We start from the raw sequence: 11,088 nt of genomic DNA, 5'->3' as shown, positions 1-11,088 counted from the left end.
TCGAAACCATGCACCGCACGGTGGAAATGCGCACTCGTGGTCACCAACGCCCGCGGCACCACACCGTCCGCGACCACCGCCATCCGCCCGTACACATCATCCAGGAACGCCTCCAACGCCCGCACCCGCTGCGCCACCCCACGCTCCAGAACATCCCACTCATCAGCCGGAATCACCCTCGGCACGATATCCAACGGGAACGGACGCTCCTCCCCCGCATAATCGAACGTCACCCCCCGGTCCAGGAACGTCCGCGCCATCGACTCCGCACGCGCACTCACATCGGCAAGCGAAAGCTCGCGGAGTGCGCCGTCCACTTGGCCATAGGATTTTCGGGCAACGGTGCCCGGGGCGAACATTTCGTCGTAGGCGCCGGAACGGGCGGCGGCCTCGGAGTAATCCCGGAATAGCTCTGACATGGGACTCAGACAATCACCTTTTCGATTACGAACGCATTTCGCGTTCTGCATGTTGCGGCACCGGGTGTGCACCGGTTCGCATTTCGGCACTTGCACGCATCAAGGTTGACGAATGCACCCCAAGCGTTTTCCGGCCCCCGTCTCCCGATTGGGAGACGGGATTGTCATGGCAGTGGCAGCCACGGGACTTGCCTTCATTGTCCATGCCCTGCTTCCCCCATCCCTGCCATGACAGCCGCTGTAGCGCTGGGTTTGTTAGCTGCAAATATACCGGGCACGGCGGCATGGGCTGCCGGACGCGCCCGTCCGGTCCTGGACTTCGCCGGCAAGCACCACATGCGGGCAGGCATCGTGCTGCGTGGCCCCGGGTTCCTGATCGCCCTGTCGGGCTGGGGCGCCGCCTTCCTCATGATTAGATAGCTGGGTGTCGAATCACAACCTGGCGCGCGCTGAGGCCGCCACCCGTTCAGCCCTGATCAGCACCCACAGCTACGATGTCTCCCTTGACGTCCGCGAAGCCGCCGATGCGGGCGTGCCGGGGTACACGAGCCGCAGCGTCATCAACTTCTCTGCCAAGCCTGGTTCCTCCACGTTCCTGGATTTCATCCACGGCGGCGTACACAGCGTCTTCCTCAACGGAAAAGGGCTCGACATCGCCGAAGTAGTGGACGGCGACAGGATCCACCTCCAAAATCTCCAGGCTGAGAACCAGGTCACTGTCACCGGAACGGCCCTTTACAGCCGATCCGGAGAGGGCCTGCACCGCTTCGTCGATCCCGCCGACGGGCAGAGCTACCTCTACACGCAATACGAACCGGCGGATGCCCGCCGCGTCTTCGCGAATTTCGAACAGCCGGACCTGAAGGCCGAATTCACCTTCCACGTCATGGCGCCCTCCGCCTGGCACGTGGCCTCCAACGGCGCCGAGCTCGCCCGGACGCAACTGACGAGCGATCCGGCCACGAGCCGCTGGGACTTCGCCACCACCAAGCGGATGTCCACCTACATCACCACCGTCCTCGCCGGTCCCTATTTCCGCGCCACGGACCACTGGAGCAAGACGCTCGACGACGGGACCAGCCTTGAGGTTCCGCTGGCGCTTTATTGCCGCGCATCCATGCAAGAGTCCTTCGATTCCGCTGAGCTTTTCCGGCTGACGAAGAACGGCCTGGAGTTCTTCAACGATCTCTTCGACTATCCGTACCCGTGGGGGAAGTACGATCAGGCGTTCGTGCCCGAGTACAACCTTGGTGCCATGGAAAATCCCGGCCTCGTCACCTTCACGGAGAAGTACGTCTTCACTTCGCGGGCCACCGATGCCCAGTACCAAGCCCGAGCCAACACCCTCATGCACGAGATGGCCCACATGTGGTTCGGAGACCTCGTGACCATGACCTGGTGGGATGATCTCTGGCTCAAGGAATCCTTCGCCGACTACATGGGCACCCTCGGCGTGGACAAGGCCACGGACTGGGACAGCGCCTGGGTGAATTTCGCGAACAAGCGCAAGTCCTGGGCATATGTGCAGGACCAGTTGCCCACGACCCACCCCATCGTGGCGGACATTCCCGACCTGGAAGCCGCCAAGCAGAACTTCGATGGCATTACCTACGCCAAGGGCGCATCCGTCCTCAAACAATTGGTGGCCTACGTCGGCTTCGAGGCGTTCATTGCCGGCTCGCGACGCTACTTCAAGGATCACGAGTACGGCAACACGTCACTGGCCGACCTCCTCGAAGCCCTGGGCACAGCATCGGGCCGGGACCTTGGCATCTGGGCCCGGCAGTGGCTGCAGACCTCGGGGATCTCCACCCTTGCGGCCGAGATCTCCGGCAGCGGCGACGCCATGGCCGCGATCAACCTGCGCCAGGACTCCGTGGACCCCATCACGGGCGAGCAGGAACACCGGCCGCACAGGCTCAGGATCGGCCTCTACAACTTTGACGACGGCGGCCAGTTGCTCCGGACAGAGGGCATCGAGCTCGACGTCGACGGCGCCGACACCACCGTGGCGGAACTCGCGGGCAAGCCGCGCCCGGCCCTGCTCCTCGTCAACGACGACGACCTCAGCTATGCCAAGGTCCGCCTGGATGCGGGGTCCGAAGCAACGATACGTTCTTCCTTGGACCGGCTCAGCGATCCCATGGCCCGGGCATTGTGCTGGACAGCCCTGTGGGATTCAGCGCGCGATGCCGTTACCCCGGCGGCGCTGTACGTCGCCGCCGTCGAACGCTTCGCTCCTGCCGAGTCGGGGATCGGCGTCCTCCTGAACGTTCTGGGCAACGCGGTGACCGCCGTCGAGCGCTACGTCCCGGCTCCGCAGCGCGATGAGGTCCGGGAGAGCCTGATGGCGGCCGGCGCGGTGCAGCTGCGGACCTGCGAGCCGGGTTCGGACCAGCAACTTGCGTGGGCAAGGACCCTGGCAGAGTTGTCGCGGCATGACAGCGCCTACGTCGAGTTCTTCCGCGGCATTCTCTCCGGAAGCGTCATAGTGGACGGCCTGACGGTGGATGCGGATCTCCGGTGGAGCCTGTGGCAAGCACTCGCAGCCAACGGAGCGGCCACGCTATCGGAACTGGATGCCGAACTCGCCCTCGACCGCACCGCAGCGGGACGCGAAGGCCATGCACTCGCCGCAGCTGCCCGTCCCGATGCCGCCGTCAAGACGGACGCATGGAATGCCGCAGTCAACGACACCGGGCTCTCCAACGAGATTCTGAGCGCGACAATCGCAGGGTTCTCCCTTGCCCCGTCAGGGCTCCTGGACGGCTTCACGGAACCGTACTTCGACTGCCTGGAGGATGTCTGGCAGTCCCGGAGCATCGAGATAGCGGGCCGGATTGTTCGGGGCCTGTTCCCCTCAACCCAGGATCTGCAGGGCGGCATGGCCCCGGAAGACCATCCGGTGCTTCGGCGCACGGACGATTGGCTCAGCGCCCACACGGCAGCTCCGCGTGCGCTCCGGCGCATCGTCATTGAGCAGCGAAGCCATTTGTTCCGCGCCCTGGCGGCCCAAGCCGCCGGCTAGGGTTTCTCGAGGCCTCGTGGGGCTGGTCAGGGAACGCGGTGCAGCCATTCTTGAGTACCGAACTTTGACTGCACCCGCTCCCGGGCCGTTGCCAATTCGGCGTCGGTGATGCGGGACTCCATGGCGCCGTAGCGTTCGGTGAAGACCTCTTGCATGGCTTTGATGATTTCCGTCCGCGCCAGCCCGGTTTGCCGACGGAGTGGATCGACGCGCTTCTTTGCGCTGCGGGTGCCTTTGTCGGAAAGCTTTTCCTTGCCGATGCGCAAGACCTCGACCATCTTGTCGGCGTCGATGTCGTAGCTCATGGTGACGTGGTGCAGCATGCCGCCGTTGGCGAGGCGCTTTTGCGCGGCACCGCCGATCTTTCCCTGCTCCGTGGCGATGTCATTGAGCGGGACATAGAAGGCGCTAATGCCCAGTTTTTCCAGGGCAGCCATGACCCACGCGTCCAGGAACGCGTAGGAATCGGCAAAGCTGATGCCATCCACCAGGCTCTGTGGCACGTAGAGCGAATAGGTAATGCAGTTTCCGGCCTCCATGAACATGGCTCCCCCGCCGCTGATGCGGCGGACCACCGTGATGCCGTGGCGCGCGACGCCGTCGGGATCCACTTCGTTGCGGAAAGACTGGAAGCTGCCGATCACCACCGACGGCTCTTCCCAGTCCCAGAAGCGCAAAGTGGGGTTGCGGAGCCCCGCCCCGACCTGTTCGGTGAGAACCTCATCCAACGCCACGTTGAGGTGCGTGGGGAGGACCGACGGCGGGATGACCTCCCACTCGTGGTCTGACCAGGAGGTGGCCTTGGACAGCGCCCTGCGGACAGCGACGGCGACGGCGTCGGCGGAAAAGCCGAACAGGACGGTGTCGGCGGGCAATGCGGCGGTGACGGCCGCGGAGATCTCTGCCGGCGTCGAACCTTCCGGGAGGCCCGTGAGCGATCGGTTGATGTCCAGCAGGGCCTCGTCCGGTTCCAGGAAGAAGTCGCCGCTGAGCGAGACGCGCGCGAACCGCCCGTCCACGACGTCGAGGTCGACCACCACGAGCTTTCCGCCGGGGACCTTGTATTCGCCATGGAGCCGGGGATTGTCGTGTTGGAATGCCATGCTGGAAGTCATGGTTTCCATCCTGCCGGAAAACGCAAAAGCCCGCAGCCACCGAAGATACGGCGGGTGCGGGCTTTCACAGAAGCTTGGAGGTGAAGTTGATTACTTCTTGCCGCCGAAGCCCTTGAAGCGAGCGTTGAAGCGCTCGACGCGGCCTGCAGAGTCCATGATGCGCTGCTTGCCCGTGTAGAACGGGTGGGACTCCGAGGAGATTTCGACGTCGATGACCGGGTAGGTGTTGCCGTCTTCCCACTCGATGGTCTTGGAAGAAGACACGGTGGACTTGGTCAGGAACTTGACGCCGGAAGCCAGGTCGTTGAATACAACAGCTTCGTACTTCGGGTGGATATCAGACTTCATAATGGGACCTTTTGTTCACGCAACTGGATTTTGCCAGCTGCCAGGTATGAATGGATTCGGTCCGCGCACCGGAAACAGATACCCAGTGCCGGGCCAACAATCAATCATAGCGGAAACCGCACCTTGCTTGAACCAGCCGCGTCAGTCGCGCGGGCCTTTCAGCGCAATGCGGCGTCAGGCTGGGCCGGCGGATTGCTCCAGCGAACCCCGAGGAGTTGCGAGAGGGCATATTGAGCCACGCCATTGAACGGACTTGACGATTGTGCGAATCGGACGAAGGCGAGCCGGGCGCCTTTTGCAGGGTACATCTCGAGATCGTCCGTGACGTCGGAGATGAATGTGGCGCCCAACGCAGGCGCTGAGCCGCCGAGAACTACCTCTGCGACATCGAATGCGGCGCAGATAAGACGGATCGCCCGTGCGAGTGCCTTGGCTCCGTCTGCGAGATGCTCCTGCGCTCCAGCCGTTTCGGCTAGCTGCCGGACCTCTTCGAAACTCGATTCGTCGCGAAAGGCTGGCCCGAGCATCGCGGTCAGGGACGATGTCGACTCGAGGCACCCCGTCAATCCGCACCGGCAAACGTTGCGCGAACCTTCATAGACAACACGCACATGCCCGATCTCACCCGCGCGGCCAGATGGACCGACCATAACCTCGCCGTCCCGGATGATCGCAGCCCCGATGCCTTCGCCCAGATGGATAAACAGGCTGTTCTCAGCCGCTTCTGGTGAGGAGATGGACTCGCTGAGCGCCTCTGCGTCAGCATCGTTGATAATGACGCACGGAACACCGACTGCAGCCGTTACGACTTCTGCAACCGGTTCGTCGTACCATTCCAGCTGCACGCTCTCCACAACTCGGCCATGAATTGTGGTGCCGGGAACCTGGAGGCCCACGCAGAGCACATTTCGTTCGGTGTCGCCGATGAACTCTTCCACAAACCGGGCGACGTCCTCCGGGGTCACTCCGGATTCAAGGCGATCGCTTCGTTCAGAGACGACCTCTCCCGCGAGATTGAGGATCGCGCCACGGACCACGAGAGGCCTGAGCGTGACGACAAGGATGCCGTGTCGCTCGCGGTCGAGCTTCAGGGTCGTCGCGCGCTTGCCACCGGTGCTCACTGCTTGCCGGCCATCCTGGACGTAGCCATCTCGGATCAGTTCTGTGAGCAGCGAGGAGACCGTCGCCGACGTGAGCCCCGAGCGGCGGGCGATCTCGGCGCGGGTCATCCGCCCGTCGCCCTGCACGACCAGCTGAAGAGCGGCGCGCAAGTGGCCGCGGCGCATCTCCAGCCGTCCGGAGTCTCCTGCGGCCGGCCCGTCGACTGTGCGCGCTCGAAGGAGCTCCACTATTTCTCCCAACTTCCTGATACCCGTTCGGTCCTTGCCTACCCTACTCGGCGCTGCTGGCACACAAAGTCTTGACTTAATTTAGTCACTCACTATAGTTCTAGACAACCGCCAGCCCATCAGGCGGACGGCGTGCAAGGCCGCGCGCGGAGACCCCGCTGCCCGGACGGACGATGATATTCCACCCAACCGCGGGCTTCGAGTCCCTGCTTCGGCATCCTCGCTCGCTCAAAACGATGGTGATTTCATGCATACAGCACCCCATTCCCCGACGAAGACCCGAGTACGGTCGCTGCGCCACGTTCTCGTTGCAGCCTTTGCGACCCTTTTTGCCGCAACCGGATTGACCGCCATGGATGACCGACACGCTGCGAACGCGGACGGGTTGACGTATCAGATCGACGATGCAACGACGTCCGGCGAGAACTCCTTCGCCTACACCGGCGCCTGGAACGCCGACAAAGGACTGCCGACGACCGGCTGGTATGCCGGAACCGAACACTGGTCGGCAGAGAAGGACGCTGCCGTGACGCTCTCTTTCTTCGGTACCGGCGCTGAACTCCATGGGCGCAAGCACCCCGCGCACGGCATCTATGCCCTCAGCGTCGACGGCGGCCCCGAGACCCGTTTCGATGCCTACGCGCCGACCGCCACCAGCTCGGTCCTGATCTTCGGAACCGGCAAGCTCCCGCAAGGAAGCCACACCCTGAAGCTGCGCCTGACCGGAGACAAGAACCCCGCGGCAACCGGCATAGCGGGGCAGGTGGACTACGCCGTCGTGACCACCGACGGTAGCGAGGCCGGTATTGCTTGGGCCGGTCTCCCACAGCCGTCGCAGCTCACGCTGGACGGCGGAGCGCTCGAGCTCCCGGCCGCGTCGCGGCTCTTTGTGCTCAGGCAGCAGCAGGGACTTCTCCAGGCGGAAGCTGAGCGATTTAGCGCCGAGCTCGCCGCCTCTGGCGCGCTCCCCGCGGCGCCGCAGATCGCTGTCGGCGACGAGAACCAGATCCGTCCCGGAGACATCGTGCTCCGGCAAGGCGATCTGGCCGGCACCGCTTCACCCGAGTCGTTCGCCATCGCGGTCTCCAACCGGGTGGACGTCACCGGAGAAGGCGTCCAGGGGGTCTTCTATGCAACGCGCCAGCTTCTGCAGAACCTCAAAGCCAGCGGCAAGATACCCACCGGCAATGTGTCCAGCGAGCCCTCGGTGGGCGAACGCAGCCTGCACATCGACGTGGGCCGCAAATACTATACGAAGCAGTGGATCGCAGCACAGATCCGGGACATGGGCTACGTGGGGCTGAACACCCTGCAGCTCCACTTCTCCGAAAACGAGGGCTTCCGCATTGCCAGCGACGGCCATCCCGAAGTCGTCTCCGCGGAGCGCCTCACGAAGGACGAGGTCCGCGAACTCATCGCCCTCGCAAAAGCGAATCATATTCAGGTCGTTCCGTCCCTGGACATGCCGGGCCACCTCATGCAGGCGTTGAGTGCGCATACGGAGCTCCGGCTGAAAGACGTCTGGGGCAGGGACGTACGCGGTGCACTCGACATCACCAAACCGGAGGCCATAGCGTTCGCGAAGGAACTGATCGACGAGTATGCCGAGCTGTTCGCCGGCTCGACGTATTGGAACCTCGGCGCCGACGAGTTCGTGGACTTCGACCGCATGTCTGACTACCCGATCCTCGACAACGCCGCCAAGCAACGGTTCGGTCCCACCGCCAACGGGTTCGATCTGCTCACCGCGTTCGCCAACGACATGGGCGACTACATCGAGTCCAAAGGGTTTACGGTGCGGGTCTGGAACGACGGCATGATGCGAGGCAACGTCGTGAACCTCGAAACCGACATGCAGATCACCTGGTGGACGAATTGGGACACCAACATGGCGCCACTGCAAAAGGCGCTCGACGGCGGGTACAAGCTCGTCAACTTCAATGACTCGGTCTTCTACTACGTGCTCGGTGAAGCCGCCGGCTACAAATATCCCACTGCAGCGAGGATTTGGGACAGGAACTGGCACCCTGGAGTCTTCCCGAACCTCGAAACAGGTCCGCAAACCCTCCCCCAGCCGTACCCGGCGCAACTGCTCGGCGCGTCGTTCGCCATTTGGAGCGATCGTCCAGCCGAGCAAACCGAGGCCCAGGTTGCCGCAGGAGTCCGCGGTCCGCTCCGTGCGATGGCAGAACGGTCCTGGAACGCTGGCTCGAAACTCCGGCTTGCGCAGTTCGACACGGTGAACCAGATGATCGCACGGGCGCCCGGAATCGAGCAGCCTCTTGGCGCTAGTGGAAACGTCACGGTGTTACCGTCTGCGGGTCTTTCGGTTCCGGTGAAGGTGGATGGTCGGTGCGTCGCGGGCAAGGTTTTGTTGGCTGTGTCGGCGGCCAATGGTGAGGGTGTGCCCGTGGCGGTGAAGTTCGCTTCCTCGTATGGGGCGAAGTCCTTTGCCGAGGTGGCTGCGGGGAAGAATGCATTCCATGCGTTTTCGACGCGCTTGGCTGGCATCCCGGCCGGTGAGGTGACGGTTTCCGTTTCGGCGGTGGTCGGTGGTGTGGCCGTCAGCACCCCGCAGGTGATCGCCTACCCGGCCCGCACCTGCTAACCGAACCCGGTAGGAGAGCCGACACCCCCCAGCCCGCCGGCTCTCCCACTGGACTCAACGACCGCACTGTCCAATGCCCGGGAGACGGGCAATCCAGAACAGGAGTACTCAACATGTCCAAGACCACGACCCGACTTCGCATCGTCACAGCCACAACCGGAGCCATAATCCTTTCGTATGTCGGCAGCGCCGCCATCGCCGCCGACGTCCAGCACGGCGACGGCGAAGTCGACGTCACCGTGGAGATCGCCAAGATCGACCCACCCGGCGTCCTCGCGCTGAGCGTAGCAGGCACATCGGCCGCGCTCACGGAGAACGGCTCAAACGACCTCGTCCGCCAATTCACTGGCTCCCTCCCCACTGTGACGGTGACCGATACCCGAGCCGCCGATACCATTCCGGCCGGCGCGCACTGGTACGTGCTCGGCACCGCAACAGACTTCACGGGCGGCGCCGGCAAGAGCACAATCGGCGCGCGGTATCTCGGCTGGGCGCCGCGCCTGATCGACGGTGGAGCTTCCGGACTCGTCGCGCAGGGCGACCCGGTGACCTCGGCTGTCGACAACACCCCGGCGAATGTGGGCTTGGTCGACCGGGAACTCCTCGCCATGGCGGCGGACTCCGGAGCCGTGGCTACCGAGGGAAAGTGGACCGCCACCGCTGATCTCGCACTCAGGGTCCCGTCAACCGTTACTCCCGGTGCATACACCTCAAAACTGACGCTGTCCCTGTTCGAGTAACCGCATCGATGGATGCGCGTGCCGGCCTCGGCTATTCGAATGATGCCTGCCGAAGCCGGCACACGCAGTCCACGCCCACGAAGCGACCAGGAACGGAAGAAGATGAGCGTCATCGACCGTCACAGGCGTCACCCATTAAAGAGATCGGCGAATCGGAGTCACCTGCTCGACGCACCGGTTTCGATCCTCGCCGCGGCATTCCTCGCAATGGCTCCCGCATCCGGGACCGATGTCGGTGAACAAGACCCCGCCGTCACCTGGGCAGTCAGCCCGGCCAATGCCTCCGAACCCGATGGCCGCTCATGGATCGAGCGCACGATTAACCCGGGCGAACAAACGACCGAGCACCTCGCCCTGCGCAATCTCGGCAGCCGGAACACAACCTTCACGCTAACGGCTGCGGACGGCTACTTCACCACCACGGGACGGTTCAACATGCTCCCGGCCGACCGGGCGTCCACCGACGCCGGGACATGGATCAGCGTCGCGACGAAAGTCAGCGTCGCAGCCCACACCACCGCTATTGTGCCGTTCACGATCACCGTCCCGAAAAACGCCACCCCCGGCGACCATGCCGCGGGAATTGCCGCCTCGGTGTTGAGCACCGGAACCGTGCAAGAGGGTTCGCGAGTGGGAGTGGAGAGCAGAGTAGGTTTCCGGGTGATGACGCGAGTCACCGGCGAACTGAAACCGGAGCTGAACGTGGTGGACGTCGAGGCAAGCTATGACATGTCATGGAATCCATTCGCCCCCGGCTCGGCAACCCTGAAGTATGGTGCCGTCAACAGTGGCAACACCCGGTTCACGTTCACGGACAGCGTTGACGGGTCGACGGCCAGAGCGCGTGGCGATCTCCTCCCCGGCGAACGACGGGAATCCACGAATGTTGTAGAGGCATGGCCATTCGGTCCCGTCACAATTGACCTCAGCGTCACGCCGACGGCGGACGCGGCTTCCGGCGCGGTCCCGCCTCCGGTCCGTACCTCCGTCATCGTATGGGCGATACCTTGGTCGCAGATCCTTTGCATCGTGGGATTGACACTCATCTTCACGTCCCTCGCGCTCGGCCGACGCCGAAACAAGGCACGGGTGACGAAGCTCATCAACGCAGCCCGCGCCGAGGGCCGAGCCGAGGGTTCGTCATCATGAGCGCCACCCATACCTGGCCCGTACCTGCCCTGCCGGCATCTGCCCCTTCGATCGCCGACGACGCAGGAATCTCCGTGACAGTCTGGATCGATCCACGCCCGGTGCGACTCTTGGACGCCCTCCCCGCAACAGGCATCGACATCGGCGCCGTCGGGGTATTCGCTGTGGTGGCATTGGTGACGGGCGTTATAGCGATCGCCATCAGCCGCGTCCGAAAATTCGAGGCCTAGTCTTTTAGCAATCTTGAGGGGGAAACTCATTAGAAACCGTTGGCTCTGCGCCTGTGCGCTGAGCCATTCGACGTTGTTCCAGCGTCATGGACCACGGAAAAC

9 protein-coding genes and 1 pseudogene are annotated in these 11,088 nt (G+C 63.6%); 6 read left to right on the top strand and 4 right to left on the bottom strand.

The features are described from left to right. Positions 1–419 (bottom strand): circularly permuted type 2 ATP-grasp protein (locus AB4Z38_RS23920; RefSeq protein ID WP_441432018.1); only part of this gene is annotated, 419 nt, incomplete at its 3' end. Between the two features lie 166 nt (positions 420–585). Here AB4Z38_RS23920 and AB4Z38_RS23915 point away from each other — a divergent pair. Together AB4Z38_RS23915 and pepN are read left to right on the top strand one after the other, a co-directional pair. Further along, positions 586–782 (top strand): annotated as a pseudogene (locus AB4Z38_RS23915) (putative sulfate exporter family transporter); the annotation flags it as partial. A 61-nt stretch (positions 783–843) separates the two neighbouring features. Next, a complete protein-coding gene (gene pepN, locus AB4Z38_RS23910; RefSeq protein WP_441432017.1) occupies positions 844–3,447 on the top strand; it encodes an aminopeptidase N in 2,604 nt (867 codons plus the stop codon). A 26-nt stretch (positions 3,448–3,473) separates the two neighbouring features. Here the strand turns inward: pepN and AB4Z38_RS23905 are convergent, their stop codons facing one another. The 3 genes from AB4Z38_RS23905 to AB4Z38_RS23895 form a co-directional block, all read right to left on the bottom strand. Continuing rightward, positions 3,474–4,571, bottom strand: a complete 1,098-nt coding sequence (locus AB4Z38_RS23905) for a lipoate--protein ligase family protein (protein ID WP_441432016.1) — start codon at positions 4,569–4,571, stop codon at positions 3,474–3,476. An 81-nt stretch (positions 4,572–4,652) separates the two neighbouring features. Beyond that, a complete protein-coding gene (locus AB4Z38_RS23900; protein WP_009358283.1) occupies positions 4,653–4,910 on the bottom strand; it encodes a type B 50S ribosomal protein L31 in 258 nt (85 codons plus the stop codon). A gap of 158 nt (positions 4,911–5,068) precedes the next feature. Next, positions 5,069–6,259, bottom strand: a complete 1,191-nt coding sequence (locus AB4Z38_RS23895; RefSeq protein ID WP_441432015.1) for an ROK family transcriptional regulator — start codon at positions 6,257–6,259, stop codon at positions 5,069–5,071. Between the two features lie 247 nt (positions 6,260–6,506). Here AB4Z38_RS23895 and AB4Z38_RS23890 point away from each other — a divergent pair, with 247 nt between their 5' ends. The 4 genes from AB4Z38_RS23890 (at position 6,507) to AB4Z38_RS23875 (ending at position 10,986) form a co-directional block, all read left to right on the top strand. Beyond that, on the top strand, positions 6,507–8,867 hold the full coding sequence (locus tag AB4Z38_RS23890) for a beta-N-acetylhexosaminidase (RefSeq protein WP_441432014.1): 2,361 nt from the start codon (positions 6,507–6,509) through the stop codon (positions 8,865–8,867). A 113-nt stretch (positions 8,868–8,980) separates the two neighbouring features. Then, entirely contained in the window at positions 8,981–9,607 is a 627-nt protein-coding gene (locus AB4Z38_RS23885; protein WP_441432013.1) for a hypothetical protein, read from the top strand. A gap of 207 nt (positions 9,608–9,814) precedes the next feature. Then, a complete protein-coding gene (locus AB4Z38_RS23880; protein WP_441432012.1) occupies positions 9,815–10,756 on the top strand; it encodes a WxL protein peptidoglycan domain-containing protein in 942 nt (313 codons plus the stop codon). Then, entirely contained in the window at positions 10,753–10,986 is a 234-nt protein-coding gene (locus AB4Z38_RS23875; protein ID WP_441432011.1) for a hypothetical protein, read from the top strand. Before AB4Z38_RS23880 ends, AB4Z38_RS23875 begins: the two co-directional genes overlap by 4 nt. Positions 10,987–11,088: the final 102 nt, after the last annotated feature.

Origin of the sequence: Arthrobacter sp. 2RAF6 (assembly GCF_052115205.1) — a bacterium.
Lineage (GTDB): Bacteria > Actinomycetota > Actinomycetes > Actinomycetales > Micrococcaceae > Arthrobacter.
Note: the sequence above shows the minus strand (reverse complement) of the source record. Positions and strands in the feature narration are given on the sequence as shown.

Bases quoted from the DNA above. Each gene is read 5' to 3' on its own strand.
- AB4Z38_RS23905 (WP_441432016.1), bottom strand. From the start codon at position 4,571: ATGGAAACCATGACTTCCAGCATGGCATTCCAACACGACAATCCCCGG.
- AB4Z38_RS23900 (WP_009358283.1), bottom strand. From the start codon at position 4,910: ATGAAGTCTGATATCCACCCGAAGTACGAAGCTGTTGTATTCAACGAC.
- AB4Z38_RS23890 (WP_441432014.1), top strand. From the start codon at position 6,507: ATGCATACAGCACCCCATTCCCCGACGAAGACCCGAGTACGGTCGCTG.
- AB4Z38_RS23885 (WP_441432013.1), top strand. From the start codon at position 8,981: ATGTCCAAGACCACGACCCGACTTCGCATCGTCACAGCCACAACCGGA.
- AB4Z38_RS23880 (WP_441432012.1), top strand. From the start codon at position 9,815: ATGGCTCCCGCATCCGGGACCGATGTCGGTGAACAAGACCCCGCCGTC.
- AB4Z38_RS23875 (WP_441432011.1), top strand. From the start codon at position 10,753: ATGAGCGCCACCCATACCTGGCCCGTACCTGCCCTGCCGGCATCTGCC.